At 71.2% G+C, this 18037-nt stretch carries 15 protein-coding genes and 1 pseudogene; 1 reads left to right on the top strand and 15 read right to left on the bottom strand.

Annotated features, from left to right (window positions below):
- Positions 1-113: 113 nt before the first annotated feature.
- The 10 genes from hypA to ABZZ38_RS27885 form a co-directional block, all read right to left on the bottom strand.
- Positions 114-470: a hydrogenase maturation nickel metallochaperone HypA gene (gene hypA / locus ABZZ38_RS27930; protein WP_356744902.1), complete on the bottom strand. Its 357-nt coding sequence runs from the start codon at positions 468-470 to the stop codon at positions 114-116.
- Positions 471-477: 7 nt separating this feature from the next.
- Entirely contained in the window at positions 478-627 is a 150-nt protein-coding gene (locus ABZZ38_RS27925; RefSeq protein ID WP_356744900.1) for a hypothetical protein, read from the bottom strand.
- A gap of 73 nt (positions 628-700) precedes the next feature.
- Complete coding sequence (locus tag ABZZ38_RS27920; protein WP_356744898.1) at positions 701-907, bottom strand: hypothetical protein; 207 nt, start codon at positions 905-907, stop codon at positions 701-703.
- Between the two features lie 42 nt (positions 908-949).
- Positions 950-1546, bottom strand: coding sequence for a DUF5947 family protein (locus tag ABZZ38_RS27915; protein WP_356744896.1), 597 nt, complete (start codon positions 1544-1546; stop codon positions 950-952).
- Positions 1543-2106, bottom strand: a complete 564-nt coding sequence (locus ABZZ38_RS27910; RefSeq protein WP_356744894.1) for a NifU family protein — start codon at positions 2104-2106, stop codon at positions 1543-1545. The genes ABZZ38_RS27915 and ABZZ38_RS27910 overlap by 4 nt, the downstream gene beginning before the upstream one ends.
- Positions 2099-3892, bottom strand: coding sequence for a nickel-dependent hydrogenase large subunit (locus ABZZ38_RS27905; RefSeq protein WP_356744892.1), 1794 nt, complete (start codon positions 3890-3892; stop codon positions 2099-2101). The genes ABZZ38_RS27910 and ABZZ38_RS27905 overlap by 8 nt, the downstream gene beginning before the upstream one ends.
- Before the next feature lie 64 nt (positions 3893-3956).
- Positions 3957-5045 (bottom strand): hydrogenase expression protein HypE, encoded by a 1089-nt coding sequence (locus ABZZ38_RS27900; protein WP_356744890.1) that lies wholly within the window; start codon positions 5043-5045, stop codon positions 3957-3959.
- 1 nt (position 5046) lies between these two features.
- The gene (locus ABZZ38_RS27895; protein ID WP_356744888.1) at positions 5047-6573 is read right to left on the bottom strand and encodes a hypothetical protein; all 1527 of its coding nucleotides are present in this window, start codon (positions 6571-6573) and stop codon (positions 5047-5049) included.
- A gap of 486 nt (positions 6574-7059) precedes the next feature.
- Positions 7060-9084 carry a SpoIIE family protein phosphatase gene (locus tag ABZZ38_RS27890; protein WP_356744886.1) on the bottom strand — a complete coding sequence of 675 codons (2025 nt, stop codon included), beginning with the start codon at positions 9082-9084 and terminating at the stop codon, positions 7060-7062.
- Between the two features lie 2 nt (positions 9085-9086).
- A complete protein-coding gene (locus ABZZ38_RS27885; RefSeq protein ID WP_356744884.1) occupies positions 9087-10247 on the bottom strand; it encodes an acyl-CoA dehydrogenase family protein in 1161 nt (386 codons plus the stop codon).
- Between the two features lie 771 nt (positions 10248-11018).
- On the opposite strand from ABZZ38_RS27885, the gene ABZZ38_RS27880 reads away from it, so the two are divergent.
- Entirely contained in the window at positions 11019-12377 is a 1359-nt protein-coding gene (locus ABZZ38_RS27880) for an MFS transporter (protein ID WP_356744882.1), read from the top strand.
- A gap of 54 nt (positions 12378-12431) precedes the next feature.
- Here the strand turns inward: ABZZ38_RS27880 and ABZZ38_RS27875 are convergent, their stop codons facing one another.
- From ABZZ38_RS27875 to ABZZ38_RS27855, 5 genes and pseudogenes are all read right to left on the bottom strand, one after another.
- Positions 12432-14309: a GAF domain-containing protein gene (locus ABZZ38_RS27875; protein ID WP_356744880.1), complete on the bottom strand. Its 1878-nt coding sequence runs from the start codon at positions 14307-14309 to the stop codon at positions 12432-12434.
- A gap of 73 nt (positions 14310-14382) precedes the next feature.
- Positions 14383-15177: a 3-hydroxybutyrate dehydrogenase gene (locus tag ABZZ38_RS27870; protein WP_356744878.1), complete on the bottom strand. Its 795-nt coding sequence runs from the start codon at positions 15175-15177 to the stop codon at positions 14383-14385.
- Between the two features lie 63 nt (positions 15178-15240).
- Positions 15241-15593, bottom strand: a pseudogene (locus tag ABZZ38_RS27865) (NUDIX domain-containing protein).
- The gene (lnt, locus tag ABZZ38_RS27860; RefSeq protein WP_356744876.1) at positions 15580-17244 is read right to left on the bottom strand and encodes an apolipoprotein N-acyltransferase; all 1665 of its coding nucleotides are present in this window, start codon (positions 17242-17244) and stop codon (positions 15580-15582) included. Before lnt ends, ABZZ38_RS27865 begins: the two are co-directional and overlap by 14 nt.
- A gap of 137 nt (positions 17245-17381) precedes the next feature.
- The gene (locus ABZZ38_RS27855) at positions 17382-17933 is read right to left on the bottom strand and encodes a hypothetical protein (protein ID WP_356744874.1); all 552 of its coding nucleotides are present in this window, start codon (positions 17931-17933) and stop codon (positions 17382-17384) included.
- Positions 17934-18037 lie beyond the last annotated feature (104 nt).

Below are 18037 nucleotides of genomic sequence, written 5' to 3'. Positions count from 1 at the left end.
TTTTTCGTTGTTTTCATTATCGGTGACCAGCGCGAGGGGGTGCTGTGTGACGCATTAGCTGGTCAGCGCGCTCACCGCCCCCCCCCCCCGCGGGCGCGCCGGGCCCACTCGCGTCATGGCGAGGCCGGTGGTGGCTCGATCCCGGTGATCTCCAGTTCCCGGCCGCTGCGCAGCTCGGTGGAGGGCTGGTCACAGCGCGGGCACCAGAAGAACGGGGGCATGCCCACCTGGAACTCCTCGGCGCACGGGCCGCAGTAGGCCTGCGCGGGGACCTGCTCGACCACCAGCCGTGCCCCGGCGAGGGCGGTGCCGTCGCGGGCCACCTCGAAGGCGAAACCCAGGGCGTCGGGAACGACCCCCGCCAGCTCGCCGACCCGGACGGTCACCGCCGAAACGGCGTCCGTCCCGCCCGCCCGGGCCAACTCGCCGGCCCGCTCGATGATCGCGGTCGCGATCGACAACTCGTGCACGGTCGACTCACGGGTACCGGTGACCAGCGCGGAAGCCGCCGGCCATCCGCCAGATCCGCGCCTCCCGCCTCAGACTGGGGAACTCCCAGACCAGCAACGCCAGAGCCACACCGCCCACCAGGACGGCCTCGGCCTTCAGCACCCGCTGTCCGCTCATCCCGGCTCTTCTGCCCGCGGCAGCCGGCCTTCGTGCTCGTTGGATCTTCATTCCGGCGACTCCCTGCTGTCTCTCATCCCGGCGAGATGTTCGGCATGGTCTCCGCGAGCGCGTCATGCCGCTTCCAACGGATTCCGGTGGAGCGGCGCGCGTCGGCGGTGCCGTCCTCGTGGTGCCCGGTCTGGTCCTCGTAGCGTCCCCTGTTGCCCTGGTGCATGCCAGGCACGTGATCGGGTGTGTCGGGCTTCGCCTGTGGCCGGCCCACTCTGATGCTGCCCATGGGGTGATCTCCTTCCTCGCCTCCGACCCGCGGAGTGCGTGCTCATGAACGCTCGGTGAGGTCATCGAAGAACCGCTCGACGGCCGGCCAGACACTGCCGCCACCGGACAGGCCCCGCCACTCCCGGCGTACGACGGCGACCATCCGGTAGCAGTCGTCGATCGGCACGATCCAGTGGTGGTCGAGGCCGTGCACGGTGTTCACCAGCAGTGCCTCCACCTCGGGTTCCACGGAGGCGAGCTGCGGACACATCTCCCCCAGCTGCTGCCAGGCCGCCGCGTCCACCTCCCAGCGCATGGCCCCCGCCGGGCTCGGGCCCTGGGCGGTGACCGAGCCGTCTGCCCGGGGCACGAAGAAGACCAGGCCGACGGGTACGCCCAGCACCTCCGTGTCGACCCGGGGCAGCCGGACCCGGCGCCGCGGCACGAGCCGGTAGTGACCGTCGCCTGCCCCGCCCTGGGCGAACAGCACCGAGCAGGGATGACAGACGCAGCGCACCTCCTCCTGACCCGGGTCGTACAGGTGGGCGTGCTCGTCGGACACCGGCGCGGCGCACAGGTCGCACACCTCCGCCCCGGCCTCCGCCGTGCGGTCGGCCGTGGAGCGGATGAGGCGGGCCAGCGCCCCGTTCGTGGTCACCGCGCGCCTCGGTGCGTCAGCGTGGCCAGCGGCACGAAGGCGGGAGGCGCCGACCGGTCGGAGGAGGCCTGTACGGGCTCGACCGCCGTCAGCTCGGGAGCCGCGGCGAGGATCGCCTCCCGGACGGCGGCGGTGACTTCGCCCCCTCCGCCGCCGCACCCGGAACCGCATCCGCCGCCCGCCGTCAGACGGACCCGTGCCACGTCCCCGTCCACACCGGCCCACTCGACGTCGCCGCCGCGTTCCCGCACGGCGGGCCGCAGCCGCTCGACCGCGCGCGCCGCCCGGCGCTCGGCGGGCTCCGGGTGGATGGCGTGCAGCACCAGCAGGTGGTCCAGCAACTCGTCGTCGGCCAGGCGCTCGGCCAGCTGTCCGTCCGCGTGGTCCAGGACGCGTGCCAGCGCCTCGCCGTAGACCTCGGTCAGGAGGCCTACCGCCTCGGTCGCGGAGCGCGTGGCGGGACCGGGCGTGGACTGGAGCGCTTCCAGCAGCTCGTCGAGACGGGCGAGCCGGGCCTCCACGTCCGGGCCGGCCAACCGGGCGTTACCGGCCTCAGCCATGGTTCGCTCCGTACGTCGGCGAATGCAGGGTGGTCAGCGTCTTGCCCTTGCCGACGTACATGTGCACGCCGCACGGCAGGCAGGGGTCGAAGCTGCGGACGGTGCGCATGATGTCGACGCCCTTGAAGTCGTCGGGCCCGTTCTCCTCGAAGATGGGCTGGCCCTGGACGGCGTCCTCGTACGGGCCGGGGGTGCCGTAGATGTCGCGGGGGCTGGCGTTCCAGGGGGTGGGCGGGTACGGGTGGTAGTTGGCGATCTTCTTGTCCTTGATCACCAGGTGGTGGGAGAGGACGCCGCGCACCGCCTCGTGGAAGCCGCAGCCGATCGCCTCGTCGGGCACCTCGTAGTTCTGGAACACCTTGGTCTCGCCCGCCCGGATGAGCCCCATGGCCTCTTCGAGGAACTGCAGGGCCATGGCGGCCGCGTAGGCGACGAAGTACGGCCGGGCGCGGTCGCGTTCGATGGTGTTGCTCCACTGCGGGATGCGCCATTCCAGGGTTGTCTCCGGCAGTTTCTCGCCCTTGGGCAGCGAGATGCGCACGCTGTTGCCGGTGGCCTTGACGTAGGGGGTGTCGACCAGGCGGTTCAGAGCGGTCGACCACAGCCGGGCGAGCGGGCCGCCGCCGGTGTCGAGGGCGAGGTGCTGGTCGGTGTTCTTGTCGTACCAGCGCGGGCTCATCACCCAGCTGTACTTCTCGTCGAAGTCGCGTTTCTGCGGCACCGGGACGGTCGTCTGGTTCCACGGGTGGCGCATGTCGACGGGGTTGCCGAGCGGGTCGTGCGTGACGAAGGGCTGTTCGTTGACCCAGTCCTCGTAGTACGAGCTGCCGAGCAGGATCCGCAGGCCCAGGTTGATGTCGACGAGGTTGTTGGTGACCAGCTTGCCGTCGACGATGATGCCGGGGGTGACGTACATGTCCTTGCCCCAGCTGTTCATCGTCTCGTAGCGGTAGTCGACGGTCGTGGGGTCCTGGAAGGCGCCCCAGCAGCCCAGCAGGATGCGGCGGCGGCCGACCTCCTCGTAGCCGGGCAGCGCCTCGTAGAAGAAGTCGAAGACGTCGTCGTTCATGGCGACGGCCTTCTTGACGAAGTCGATGACCCGCATGAGCCGGCTGAGGTAGTCGGTGAAGGTGTTCGGCTGCGGCATCGTGCCGACGCCACCGGGGTAGAGCGTGGACGGGTGGACGTGCCGGCCCTCCATGAGGCAGAACATCTCACGGGTGACCCGGCTCACCTTCAGGGCTTCCTTGTAGACCTCGCCCTCGAAGGGGTTGAACGCCCGCATGATGTCGGCGATCGTCCGGTAGCCGTGGATGTCGCCGTGCGGCGCCTCGGTGCGTTCGGCGCGGGCCAGCACCCCGGGGTTGGTGGCCTTGACCATCGCCTCGCAGAAGTCCACGAACACCAGGTTGTCCTGGAAGATCGTGTGGTCGAACATGTACTCGGCCGCTTCACCGAGGTTGACGATGTAGTCGGCCAGCGGGGGAGGCTTGACGCCGTAGGCCATCTGCTGGGCGTAGTCGGAGCAGGTGGTGTGGTTGTCGCCGCAGATGCCGCAGATCCGGGACGTGATGAAGCCCGCGTCGCGTGGATCCTTGCCCTTCATGAACACCGAGTAGCCGCGGAAGAGCGACGAGGTGCTGTGGCATTCCACGACTTCCCGGTTGGCGAAGTCGATCTTCGTGTAGATGCCCAGGTTCCCGATGATCCGGGTGATCGGATCCCAGGACATGTCCACGAGCTGCGGCGGCTTGCGCTCCGTGTGCCGGGCCTCGGTGGTGCTCATCTGAGTTGCTGCCCCTCGCTGTCGGTGTGTCTCGGGTGGGTGGTGGAGTGCGCGTCGCGTGGTATCAAGGCCGCCAGCGCGGGTCGTAGCCGCTGGTCAGCTTCCGCTTGTTGTGGCGCCACTTGGGCTCGTGGTTGATCAGCTCGTTCGTCACGCCGCGCAGCCGGCGGATGACGGCCCCGTACGGCTTGATGGCCAGCGACGACAGTGTTCCGCCCGGGGGCTCGTCCATGAACGGCATGAACGCGTCGGGGAAGCCGGGCATCGTGCACCCGATGCAGATGCCGCCGACGTTGGGGCAGCCGCCGATGCCGGCCATCCAGCCGCGCTTGGGCACGTTGCAGTTGACGACCGGGCCCCAACACCCCGTCTTGACGAGGCACTTGGGTGAGTTGTAGTCCTTGGCGAAGTTGGCCTGCTCGTAGTAGGAGCCGCGGTCGCAGCCCTCGTGCACCGTCTTCCCGAAGAGCCACTGCGGTCGCAGCATGTGGTCCAGCGGGGGCGGGGGTGCGGAACCGGCCGCGTGGTAGAGGACCCAGATCAGGGTCTCCATGAAGTTCTCGGGCTGGATCGGGCAGCCGGGCACGTTGACGACCGGCAGGCCTCCCTGCGAGGTGTAGTCCCAGCCCAGGTAGTCGGCGAGGCCCATGCAGCCGGTCGGGTTGCCGGACATGGCGTGGATGCCGCCGAAGGTGGCGCAGGTGCCGGCGGCCACCACCGCCCAGGCCTTAGGGGCCAGTTGGTCGATCCACCAGTTCAGGGTCTGTGGTTCGCCGGTCTCCGGATCGTTGCCGAAGGACGTCCAGTACCCGTCACCCTCGATGATGTTCTGGTTGGGGATCGAGCCCTCGATGACGAGGATGAAGGGGGCCAGCTCGCCGCGTACCGCGGCCCGGTAGGGAGCGAGGAAGTCCTCGCCGCCCAGGCTCGGCGACAGCACCTTGTTGACCAGGTTCACCTTCGGCAGGCCCGGGATCAGACCGAGCACCAGGTCCTCGATGGAGGGCTGGCCGGCGGCCGTCAGGGAGACAGTGTCACCGTCGCAGCTCATCCCCTCGGAGATCCAGAGGATGTGAATCTCGTCGAAGCCCTTCCGGTCCTCGGCGCGACTGGGTTCCTTGCTGACTTCGGCGGTACTGCTGTGTGTCGTCATGTCATCGGCCTCCGCTGCAGGGGGTCTCGGAGTCGGTCCTGTGCCGCGCCGGGGCTGCGGCGCGAGCCGGTGCCGGCGGCTCGTCCGGGGATCCGGCGGGCTCGAGTGGCTCGAGCTCGTCGGGCCGGAAGTAGTGGAAACGGCCGTACCAGGTGTGCAGTTCGGACGCTGGATCGTCGTCGAGGGTGACGGCGAGGTGCACGCTGCCGTCCACGTCGTGGAAGACGGCGGCCACCTTGGCGGTCCGCCCGGCCAGGAACATGTCCTGGGCGTCGGAGCCCCGTCCCCGTGGGCGGAGCCGTACGCAGCTGCCACCGCCGAGCGGCACGCCGTCGACGACGACCGTGTCGGTGGACGGGGAGAGACCGTCGTCGGCGCCCTCCTGCCACCATGCGGGTCGCTCGGGAGCGGGAGCGGCTGTGGTGGGGGTGACCGGTGCGAGGGAACGGACCGCACCGTGCAGCCGTGCGAAGACCTCCGGGGGCATGGTCTCGACCCGGTCGAGGATCGCGGCGGCCCGCAGGTCGGTGGCGCGTGCCTCGCGCTTCTCCTCGTCGGTCAGCAGCATCGTGCGCAGCGTGAGGATCTCGTCGATCTCCGCTGCGTCGTGCAGATCCCCCGGGCTCTCCGGGGCCACCTGCGGGTGGTCGGGCAGGATGATCGGTGAGGACAGCAGGGTGGGTCCGGTGCCGCAGCCCCGCGGGCCGCGGGAGCCGACTGGGGCGGCGGGGGGTTCACCACCGAGGACGGGGAAGGTGAATTCGTTCCGGCACGTGCCCACATGTGTACGCAGGTCCGTGGGCGGATCGATCAGCGAGACGAATTCCACGCCTGCACCGCCGATGAGGGTATGGGTGGCGATGAGCGCACGGCGCAGCGCCTCGTCGCGTGCCGCCCGTGGATCCGGCGCAGGTCCCGTGTTCATGGTGCGCACCCGGACCCGGCAGAGGTCCGCGGAGAGCCGCTCGGCGGCGACGGTGGTGCTCGCCCGTACCTCCTCGCGGCGCCGCACCACCCGACCGGCGTGTCCTGGCAGTGGCTCGATGTCCACAGCGGCCGCCGCTCCCACCGGAATGGTGCGTTGACCCTGAAGAAGAAGGTCGTCCAGGGGGATCGCGACATCGACTTCGCGCGGCACTGCCTCGTCGAACGTCAGATGCACCGTGCCGTCGTCGGTCCGCAACGACTCGACGGCCCTGTGGCCCCCGTCTTCCCGGTCGGCTTCCTGCACCTGCTTGCGCTGCAGGTGCAGATATCGAAGCCTCACCCGTACGGACGCGCCGGGCTGTCGGAGCCGCAGCAGGCACTCGGTCTGCTGGTACCAGGAGTCGGCGGAGCCGGACACACCGGGGACGACAGGGCTGTCCGACTCCACCCAGTCCCGGGGGAGAAGCACCCCGAACTGCCATCGGACGCGGTTCTTGGCCGAAGACCGGCGGTAGGGATAGAGGAGGTAGCCCTCATAAAGGACGGCGTCGGCGACGGCGCTCAACTGCTCGAAGCCGCACCGGGACAGGTCCGGCGGCATGTCCGCTCCACCCCTCGTGGCAGCGCATGCCATGCCGCCCTCGGCCAGTCCCTCCGACATCGTGCCTCCTCGTCTCCGTGCACACACCGCCCATCCCTTCCACCACGGTCACATCGCTCATCCACCCTCGCCTCCTACGGCGCAGCACCACTGAGCCGTTCGAGGGGCACTGAGGGTGACGGGTGGTGCGCAGCCCGGAGCGTGGCCGGGGCTGGGGCTTCACGCGCGGCAGATGCCGCGGGAGGTGCGCTGTCGGAGGGCGAGTCGCTGAAGGCCACTGGCCCGTCAACGGTCGGCTTCACTCATCCGGCCCCGGCGTGGTCCCCTGGTGGCCTGCCTGCCCGTCGCACCACCGCCCCGGCCCACTGGCCTTCCCCCTACGTCAACGATTCCGGGCGCGAGGGGGCACCAGCACAGGATCCCGGTTCGGGCTGGGGCCCTGTGCTGTCTCGCCGGCCCAGCAGCGCCGTGAATCGGCCAGGGATGTCACACAGCGGTGAGAGCCAGGACGGCAAGGTCATCGCGCAAGTGCCGGCCCCACCATGTGTGGGCCTCGTCCATGAGCGCGCCCGCGATGTCATCCGCTGGATGGTCGGTTCCCGCGGCCGGCTGGTGTTCGGCGAGGATGACGGCGAGCTCTTCGGGCTCGCGCTGGTGGTACGGGCCCCCTCCTTCGGTGAAGCCGTCGGTGTAGAGGACCAGGGTTTCCCCGGGGTGCAGGCCGATTTCGGTCACCGGGTGATGCACATCGCCGAATGCGCCCAGCAGCGGGCCGCGCACGTTCACGAGCGTGGTGGTCCCGTCCGCGCGGCGCAGGAGAGGCGGCGGGTGGCCGGCCGCAACGAGCTGGAGTCGGGCGGGCGTGGGGGCGGGGTCGAGGACGGCGTAGATGAGGGTGCAGAAGGGCGTGTTCTCGCGCCTGAGTGCCTGGTCGACGAGGGTGAGGACGTGAGCGGGGTCGGCGGTGTGCTGCGCGGCGGCCCACAGCGTGTGGCGGACCAGGCCGGTGATGGCGGCCGCTGTGGGTCCTTTGCCGCAGACGTCTCCCAGGACCAGGACGTGGCGGCCGTCGGGAGCGGTGAAGACGTCGTAGAAGTCCCCGCCGATCTGCAGGCCGCTGCCGAAGGGGTGGTAGCGGGCGGCGAGATCGAACCCCGGCAGGCGGGGCAGGTGGGGAGGCAGCAAGGGCTTTTCCAGGGCCTGGGCAGTGGACCGCAGGCGGTCCAGGAGGCGGTCCTGTTGGATGCCGACGGCGATCTGGTCGGCGATGTTTCCCAGTGCGTCTGCGGTGGTGCCCGGTGCCTTCGGCGTGGCGGCCAGGACGAGGACACCTATCAGCTCCCCGCCCGAGATCAGGGGGAAGCCGATGGTCGCAGCCTGCCGGGCGTCAGCAGGCGTGCCGAGGTGGGGACGGCGCTGCGCGGCGATGTCCTGGACCTGAGGGCGAACGGCAGCTACATGGTCCAAGGCATCAGCCTCACCGGTGTCCGCCACGGCACAGGCCACGTGTTCCAGCTCGCCGCCGGGGGACTTCGCGGTCCACACGCAGGCGAAGTTCGCCTGCAGCCGATTCACGGCGGCCACCATGCACCGGTGCAACCGCTCACGAAGCGGCCCGGGAGCGGTGATGGCGGCGGCGACTTCCGCGCTGAGCAGGGCCTGACTGGTGCGTTCGGCCAGCAGACGCTCTGCGCGCAGCCGGGCGGTGACGTCTTCGACGAGGAGTAGGGTGCGCTTTCGCCCCTCGGGGTCCAGCACCTGCTGGGGTGCCAGCCGCAGGGCTTGGTCGTTGCCGTCCGGGCGGATGCGTTCGAAGACCGCGTCCGGGTCGGCGGCGCGCTGGTGGCTCGGGGCGGCGATGTGATCCGCGAGTCGGGGTTGGGAACTCGTGGGGAAGAAGGCGGCCAGCGGGTGGCCGAGCGAGCCGGGGTCGGTCAGGGCGAGGATTTCGGCGGCCCTGTGGTTCCAGGCGGCCAGAGCACCTGAGCCGTCCAGCATGATCGCGCCCACGGGGGCCTGGGTGAGGAACTCCCCGAACAGGTGGTCACCGAGTTGCCTGCTGATCCCCGCGCCCGAGGTGAGCTGGCGCTGGGCCGCGGCCAGCCCCGCGGTGTAGGTGCGTCGGCGGGCCATGGACTGGAGCATCTGCCGGGCCAGCTGCGGCAACCGGTCGATGTGGGCGGCCGGCAGTTGCCGCGCCTGCTCGGAGGAGAGCAGCAGGGGAAGCGTGGCGAGTTTCGCGGCGTTCGCGGGTGTGGAGACAGCGATCACCGTCAGATCCCCCGGGTGCGGACGCACCGCGTGGACCAGACCGACCGGTGCGGGCAGTTGCCGACCGAGTACCACCAGTGTCGGGTGCCGCTCACCGGGCACACCGTCCGTGTACGAAGTGATCTCTTCAGCCGCGATCTCGTGGAGGTCGGCCACCGGGCCGAGCTCGGTCCGCAAGGTGGCGGCGATCTCGGGGAGCACCCCCACCAGCAGGACACGGGGCCGTATCGAGTGCGACACCGTCACTCCTCCAGCAGTGGCTGGTCCAACAGGGCTCTGCCTGTCCAGATCCGCAGCAGGTCGGTGACAGGGGACATCACATGAGCGGCGCGGGCGTCACGCATGAGCCGGTGCAGAGGTGCGTTCTCGCTGTAGCCGACGCCGCCGACCAGGGACAGTGCGTCATTGACCACCCCCTCAGCCGCTTCGGCGACCTCGGCCTTGGACGATGCCAACCCCGACAATGCGTCGGCGCCACCGGTCTCGGCTTCCGTGGCCGCGTGGTAGATCAGTCGCCGGGTGCGCTCGACCCTGGCCCACATCGTTCCCAGCCGGTGCTGTACGACTGGCTGGGAGGCCAGGGCACGGTTGCTGTGAGCGTACCGCCGCCGCAGCACATGCCGGCGGGCTTCCTCCAGCGCCGCGGCTGCCACCCCGAGGTACGTGCCGGCCATGGCCATCAGGAAGTAGGGGGCGACGACATTGAACACGTACCAGATTTCATCGCCCTCCTCACCCAGCAGCTGGGAACGGGGGATCATCACGTCCCGCAGTTGAAGGGTGCGCGAGGCGTTGCCGCGCATGCCGAAGCCCTGCCACGGCGGGCCCCACACGAGGTCTGGCGTAACGGCGTCGACGACCGTGCACGAAAACTGACCCGGCGGCGTACCCGGATCGGCCGCCACAGTGGAGACGACGTAGGAGTCGGCGTGCCCGGCGTTGGTGACGAAACTCTTTGTTCCGTTCAGCCGCAGCCGGTCGGGCCCGCTGCGCTCCATCCGAGTCTGCGGCAGCCAGAACTCACCCCCCGTTGCCGGCTCCGACAGCGCCAGCGTCGTAAGGTGCTCCCCCGCCGCGATCGGCACCAGGTACCGCTCCTGCTGCTCCTGGCCCGCCTTCGCAGCGATCACTGCCGAGGCCACCAGATGCATCCCAAAACAGATCGACGTCGACGCGCACGCCCGCCCCGTCGCCTCCCCCACCTGCGCCACCGCCAGCAGCCCATGGCCCATTCCGCCGCAGTGCTCGGGCACCACCAGCCCGCCCAGCTGGGACCGCAGCGCCGAGATGCCCTCTGCCGGCCACCGCTGCTCGGCGTCAACCGCCGCCGCTCGCGGAGCGAGGACATCCTCGGCGATCTCCCGTGCCAGGGAGACCGCCTTGCCCAGTCCCGTTCGTGCCACCGCCGTGCTCCATTCCTTGCTCTACCCGGTCGAACAGAATCGGCGGGCGTTTTCACTTGTCAACGCGGTTGACAGCCGTCCTAGCCTAACGACGAGCCGAACCGGTGAGGCTCCACCGGCCCAAGGCTGGTGACGGCCGTCTCGACGCAGCATTTCCACACAGTCCTCATGAGATCACGACGCCACCTCCACGCGGTTACCCAGCGTGCCACCCAGGCAGTCACGTCCCTCCATGATCAGCCTTGGTCACACGGCCACCTGACCTCGCCGCTCTGCGTGTGGCCCTGGGCCAGTCCGTCGGCACCGCACGCGTCGAAGTCACGGACGCCCGGGGTCTGAGGACGGTCCCGCGCACACGCGGTCTCTTCCGATCAGCGGCACTGTCCTGTTCGTCGACCGGCTGCCCACCGGATCCGCCCGTTCTGGTGCTGCCTTCCCCCCTGCCGTCCCGTCGCCCGCTGATCCGCGCGGGGGTGGAGTGGGCAGCGGCCAGTGGGGCAATGCGGCGAGGGCGTCGTCGGCGGTGTGGTGGCAGGTGGACACCTGGTCGAGGCCGATGATGTCGGAGACATGGGTGGGGTCGTGGCTGAGACAGTGCCCTTCGTGGTCTCGTCGAGGCTCTCGCAGAGGTTTCGGGAGCACCGCCCATGGTGGACACGCGCACTCCCCAGCGCAGAACTATGGTGTCCCACCACATACGCCCCTGACCTGCACGTTCCTACGGTATGGCGACACGCAAACGTCCCCGCCAACTGTCCGGAAGTGGTGTTCATGGCCGCCCCCGCATCCGCCCCACCAGCGCCGTCGTCGCTCAAGCGCATCGTCGCCGCGAGTCTCATCGGGACCACCATCGAGTGGTACGACTTCTTTCTCTATGGTTCCGCCGCCGCGCTTGTCTTCAACAAGCTGTTCTTTCCCGATTCCGATCCGCTCGTCGGCACCCTGCTGTCGTTCCTGACGTATGCCGTCGGGTTCGCCGCACGGCCGCTCGGGGCGCTCGTGTTCGGGCATTACGGGGATCGGCTCGGGCGGAAGAAGCTGCTCGTGCTCAGCCTGTTGCTCATGGGCGGGGCGACCTTCGCCATCGGGCTGCTGCCGACGCACGCCACCGTCGGGACGGCCGCGCCCGTGCTGCTCACCGTGTTGCGGCTGGTGCAGGGGTTCGCGCTCGGCGGTGAGTGGGGCGGGGCGGTGCTGCTGGTGTCGGAGCACGGGGACGCCCGGCGGCGCGGGTTCTGGGCGTCGTGGCCGCAGACCGGCGCGCCGGCCGGGCAGTTGCTGGCCACGGGTGTGCTGTCCGCGCTCACCGCGGTGTTGTCGGACAGCGCCTTCACCTCGTGGGGGTGGCGCATCCCGTTCCTGCTGTCCGGAGTGCTGGTGATCGTCGGCCTGTGGATCCGGCTGTCCGTGGACGAGTCCCCGGTCTTCAAGGCCGCGTTGGCGCAGGCCGAGGCCCGCAGGGCGGAGTCCGGCCAGTTGGAGAAGATGCCGCTGGTCGCGGTGTTGCGCCACCACTGGCGCGACGTACTGGTGGCGATGGGCGCCAGGATGGCGGAGAACATCAGCTACTACGTGATCACCGCTTTCATCCTGGTGTACGCGACGACATCGGCCGGGCTGAGCAAGCAGACCGCCCTCAACGCCGTACTCCTCGCCTCGGCCGTGCACTTCGCCGTCATCCCCGCGTGGGGCGCCCTGTCGGACCGGATCGGGCGGCGGCCCGTGTACCTGATCGGGGCGATCGGCGTCGGGGCGTGGATGTTCCCCTTCTTCACGCTGATCGACACGGGCGGCTTCGGCAGCCTGCTGCTCGCCGTGACCGTCGGGCTGATCCTGCACGGGGCGATGTACGCGCCGCAGGCGGCGTTCTTCTCGGAGATGTTCGCGACGCGGATGCGGTACTCGGGCGCCTCCATCGGCGCGCAGTTCTCCTCGGTGGCGGCCGGGGCGCCCGCGCCACTCATAGCGACCGCGCTGCTGGCCGAATACGGCAGCTCGACGCCGATCGCGCTGTACGTCATCGCGGCGGCCCTGCTCACCGTGGTCGCCATCGGCTGCGCCCAGGAGACACGCAACCGTGACTTGTCCGAGGTGGCCGACGAGCGGGAACCGGCCGTGTCGGGCCGCTGAGACCCGCGCGTACGGTACGCGGACGGCCGGTCGTCACATCGGCGGCCGGCCGTTTCAGCGTGCGACCGCCGCCGACATGGAGTGGAGCCGCAACGCCAGCTGTATCTCCAGCGCCCGGGCGGGGTCCTGCCAGTCGGGGCCCAGGAGCCGGCCCACCCGTTCGAGCCGCTGCGCGACCGTGTTGACGTGGACGTGCAGGGCGTCCTTCGTACGGGCGGGGCTCATTCCGCTCGCGAAGTAGGCGTCGAGGGTGCGAACCAGGTCCGTGCCGCGGCGCCGGTCGTACGCGACGACCTGGCCGATCGTGCGCGTGACGAACCCCGCGATGTCGCGTGTGTCGGCGAGCAGCAGGCCGAGGAACCCCAGGTCCTGGGCAGCGGCGCCCTCGCCGGACCGTCCGAGCAGGTGCAGCGCCTCCAGGCAGCGGCGGGCCTCGGTGTAGGCCGGGGATATCGCGCCCGGCCGGGCGGCGGGCGCGTCGACCGGCGAGGAGGCGCCGACGGTGACCGGCTCGCGCAGGGCGCCGCCGAGGTGCTTGGCCGTCCGGCGGGCGAGGTCGGCCGCGGTGTCGCCGGGCTCCAGGGGCAGCAGGAGGACGGTGCCGCCGTCTCGCGCGGAGGCCAGTCCGTGCCGGGTGGCCGCCAGGTGGGAGGCGGCCGACCACAGGCGCTGCCGGTCGGCGCCGTCCCGTCCCGCGTCACCCGGCGTGGGGCGGTCGATCCGGGCGGCCAGCACCACGTGCGGGGCGTCGAAGTCGGTGCGGAGCCGGGCGGCGCGCTCCTTGAGCAGCCGCCGGTCGCGGTCGGGGGCGTCCAGCAGGTCGTCGAGCAGTTCGCCCCGTACCCGCTGCTCGGCCTCGCCCGCCGAGCGGCGCGCGAGCAGCAGCAGGGAGGTGACCATCGCGGCCCGTTCCAGGGTCCGCTGGTCGACCGGGTCGAGGCCCGGGTGTCCGTGCAGGACGAGCGCGCCGAACATCTCGCCGCCCGCCGAGACGGCCGCCACCCAGTCGTCGCCGTGCCGCACGGCGTGGCCGTCGCCGCGCGTGGTACCGAGGGCCGGGCCCTCGGTGAACTCGACGGTGCCGCCGAGGACTTCGGACAGGGCGCCCGCCACGTCGTGCACGCCGCCGCCGCGCAGGACGAGCTCCGTGAGCCGGTCGTGCACCTCGGAGGCCCGTTCGATGACCCCGCTGTGGGCGCGGATGATCTCGTTGGCCCGCTCCAGCTCGGCCAGGGCCGATCTGGTTTCGGCGAGCAGGTTGGCGGTGTCGATGGCGACGGCGGCGTGCGCGGCGAACGAGCCGAGCAGCGCGATCTGTTCGCGCTCGAAGACCCGGGCACGGCGGTCCGCGGCGAACAGCACCCCGATGACCTGGCTGCCGAGCATCAGCGGGACGCCCAGGATCGCGACCAGTCCCTCGTCCCGTACCCCGGAGTCGATGGTGCGGGTGTGCCGGAAGCGCTCGTCGTCGAAGTAGCTGTCGGTGACGTACGGCCGGGCGGTCTGGGCGACGAGTCCGCCCAGTCCCTCCCCCATGCCGAGGCGCAGTTGCTGGAAACGCGCGGAGACCGAGCCTTCGGTGACCCTCATGTACGTGTCGCCTGCGGCCGGGTCGTTGAGGCTCAGGTACGCGACCTCCGTGCCGAGGAGTGAGCGGGCGCGCTGCACGATGGCCCGGAGCACCGCGTCCAGGTCGCGGAGCCCGGCGAGGTCGTGCGCGGTCTCGAACAGCGCGGACAGCTCTGCCTCGCGGCGCCGTCGCCCCTCCAGCTCGGCGCGTACGCGCAGCGCGAGCTGCTTGGCCCGCTCCACAGCGGCCAAGGCCTCGGCGCCCGCGCCGCTCGCGCGGGCGAGCAGCACGGGCCGGTCGTAGGCCTCGCCGGCCGCTCCGCGGGCGAGGAGCTCCAGGTAGGAGAGCTGTTCGTCGGACATGGTCACAGGGATACCTGCCGTACGGGTGGTCGCACCAGCCCTGTGGAAAACCGGGTGGCGGACCGCGCCGGGGTCAGTGCGCGGTCCAGCCGCCGTCGAGCACGAGCGAGGTTCCGGTGATGAAGGAGGCCTGTGGAGTGCAGAGGTACGCGACGGCTTCGGCGACCTCCTCCGGTTCGACGAGCCGCTTGAGCGCGGAGTCCTTCAGCAGTACGTCGGACAGGACCCGCTCGGGCGGGATGCCGTGGGTGGCTGCCTGGTCGGCGATCTGCGCCTCGACCAGTGGCGTGCGCACATAGCCGGGGTTGACGCAGTTGGAGGTGACGCCGTGCGGTGCGCCTTCGAGGGCGGCGGTCTTGGACAGCCCTTCCAGCCCGTGTTTGGCGGCCACATAGGCGGACTTGTAGGGCGAGGCGCGCAGCCCGTGGACGGAGGAGATGTTGACGATCCGGCCCCACTCCTGGGAGTACATGTGCGGCAGCGCGCCACGGATCAGACGGAAGGGTGCCTCCAGCATCACGGTCAGGACGGTGTGGAACTCCTCCGGTGGGAACTGTTCGATGGGGCGTACGCGTTGCAGTCCGGCGTTGTTGACGAGGATGTCGGTGCCGGCGGCCACCGCTTCCGCCGCGTCGAGGTCCATGAGGTCGAGGAGGTGCGGTTCGACCGCGCCGGGCAGTCCGGGTGACCGGTCGGCGTGCGCCGCGAGCGCGGCGAGGCCCTCGGCGTCCCGGTCGACGGCCCTGACCTTCGCCCCGGCGGCCGCGAGCCGTAGCGCGCAGGCCCGCCCGATGCCGCTCGCGGCGCCGGTGACGAGCGCGGTGCGGCCGGCGAGGTCAGGGGTGGTGACGGTGTGGGGTGCGGTCATGCTCCGCACCTTATGGAGCCACGGATCACCGACGTATGTGGTGCGGTCCCATACTTCGGTTGACTACGGCATGGTCGAGAACCATGTGGGCTGGTCCGCGAGTGCCCGCTTGATCCGGAACGGATCGGCCTCCCTCAGCGGCGGCAGCGCGTCGACCGGGAACCATCCGCCGTCCAGCGACTCGTCGTCGCGGACGCGGGCATCGCCGCCGACGGCACGGCAGCGGAAGGTCACGTCCAGGTACTGGCACCGGTCTCCGTCGGGTTGGGTGACCGGCTCACGCATGGCGTCGACGAGCACGACCCGCTCCGTCACGCACTCCCGGCGGTCTCCTCCAGCACCTCGCGCACGGCGGTGGTGGCGGGCTGGTGGCCGGCGGTGGCCCGGAGAGGCCGGACGAAGTCAGGGGTTCCCATGCCCCCGACCCTGGAGGATCCCCTGCACGCCCCGCCCTTGAGCGGTTCCCGCGGCCCGCCGGGCGCGCGGTGCGCGGGTGGCGGCCCAGCCCAGGCCGGCCGCGGCCAGGGTCACCAGGGCGACCTCCGGGAGGGTGCCGAGGCGGGTGGCCGGGGTGAGGGAGGAGCGCAGCGGTACCTGCGCGACCAGGGCGTCCGGGGTGAACATCTCGGACTGCCGGACGATGGTGCCGTCCGGCCGGATGATCGCGCTGACACCGCTGGTGACGGGGACGACGACGGAACGGCTGTGCTCGACGGCGCGGACCCGCGACATGGCGAGCTGCTGGTAGGTCATCTCGCTGCGTCCGAAGGTGGCGTTGTTGCTCGGTACGGAGATGAGCCGGGCGCCGTGTGTGACGGTGTCCCGTACGGCCCAGTCGAAGGCCGCCTCGTAGCAGGTGGCGAGCCCCACCCGGGTGCCGGCGAGGTCGAAGACACCCACCGTGTGCCCCGGGCCGAAGTCCCGGGAGACCCGGTCGACGTCCTTGTTGAAGATCCGTACGACCGACCGCATGGGGATGTACTCACCGAACGGCTGCACATGCCGCTTGTCGTACGTCTGGACCGGGCCGCGCTCCGGGTCCCACGCGATGAGCGTGTTGCGGAGGGTGCCGGTCTCGGGTGTGAGGACGGCTCCGACGACGGTGGGCACACCGATGGCCTTGACCGCGCGGTCGATGACGAGCCGGGCGTCGCCGTTGCGGTAGGGGTCGAGGTCGGAGGAGTTCTCGGGCCACAGGACGAAGTCCGGCCCGGGTACCGTACCGGCGGCGACGTCGGCGGCGAGTTGTTCGGTGCGGCGGGCGTGGTTGTCGAGGACCGCGCGGCGCTGGGCGTTGAAGTCCAGTCCCAGGCGCGGCACGTTGCCCTGGATGGCGGCGACGGTGGCGGTGCCGTCCTGGGCGGCGTCCGAGACGAGGGGCTGCGCCCCGAGGGCCGCGCCGACCGGGACGAAGGCGGAGAGGAGGGCGGCGGCGAGGGGGCCGCGCGGCAGCGATCCGGTCGCCTTGGACGCGCGCAGGACGCGTGCGGCCTCGTACAGGCCGAAGCCGCACAGGGCGACGGCGAAGCCGAGGACGGGCGTGCCGCCGACCGCGGCGAGCGGCAGGAAGACGCCGTCGGCCTGGCCGAAGGCGATCTTCCCCCAGGGGAAGCCGCCGAACGGGACACGCGCGCGTGCCGCCTCTCCGACGATCCACGCGGCGGCGGCGAACACCGGCCAGGCGGGCAGCCGCGACAGGGCGGCGGCGAGCGTGCAGGCGCCCGCGATGAACAGCGCCTCGACGGCGACGAGCGCGACCCACGGCACGGGGCCCACCTCCGCGCCGGTCCAGACGAGGAGGGGAAGCAGGAAGCCGAGCCCGGCCAGGTAGCCGAGGCCGAAGGCGGCCCTCGGGCGTCGGCCGCGCAGGGTCCAGCCGAGCAGGGCGAAGGCGGGGAGCGCGAGCCACCACAGGGGCCGGGGCGGGAAGCTGAGGTGGAGCAGCACTCCGGACAGCGCCGCCGCTCCCGGTCCGGCCAGCCGTCGCGCGATCCGCATGCTCCGCCGCTCCTCGGTGGCCGGGGTGGGGGCGGGCAGGTCGTCGACGGTGGTGATGGTGGCGCTCACGTGCGGAGTCTACGGCGGGATGGGGTGCGGACGGGAGGGCGGTCAAGGAGCCGGCGGCAGGCTCCCGCGGCGATCGCCGAACCCGTCGGCGGGGCCCGCGATGGCGCCCTCGCCCGGCGGGGCGGACGGTCCGGGGCTCAGGGAACGGTGTGGTGGTGGCGGTGCAGGCGGTGGCGGATGAACCGGACCGCGGCTTCGGCGTCGTCGACCGTCACCGTGAAGCTGCGGCCGTCCCCGAGGGTCAGCACGAGGCCCTCGCCGCGGCGGACCACCACCGCGGTGCCCATCTCCGGGCGCCAGCGGTAGCCCCAGCCACCCCACTGGCGCGGGGTGACCGACGGGGCGAATTCGGCGCCCACGACGTGGTCCAGCGGGATCCGGCGGCGCGGCACGCCCATGTGCCCGCAGCGCACTTCCAGGGCCTGGTGGTCGACCGTGATCTCGACATGGACGAACGCGAGCGTGCCGAAGAGCACCAGCAGCCCCGCCGCGACGCAGCCGACCACCGCCATCAGCAGCGCCGCCACTCCGGACGTCCAGGGGGAGGCGACGGCCAGCTCGACGGCGAGGGCCACACAGGCGGCACCGGCGGCGGCCGGCAGCCACTGGATGCGGTTGGTCGCACGCCCGGTCCAGGTATCGGGCACCGGGTCCGCGGGCGGTCGCTCGTTGCGGGGGTGGTCCCTCATGCGTAGCAGCGTACTCACACTCCGCGTTCGCGGCTCCCCGGGCGCGAGGGAGCACCTGCGGGCGACAGGAAGCACATGCGGGCGCGCGGCCGTGGGTGGACCGG

This window comes from Streptomyces sp. NPDC006368 (genome assembly GCF_040612535.1).
Classification (GTDB): Bacteria; Actinomycetota; Actinomycetes; order Streptomycetales; family Streptomycetaceae; genus Streptomyces.
This window is presented reverse-complemented; position numbering and strand designations above follow the sequence as displayed.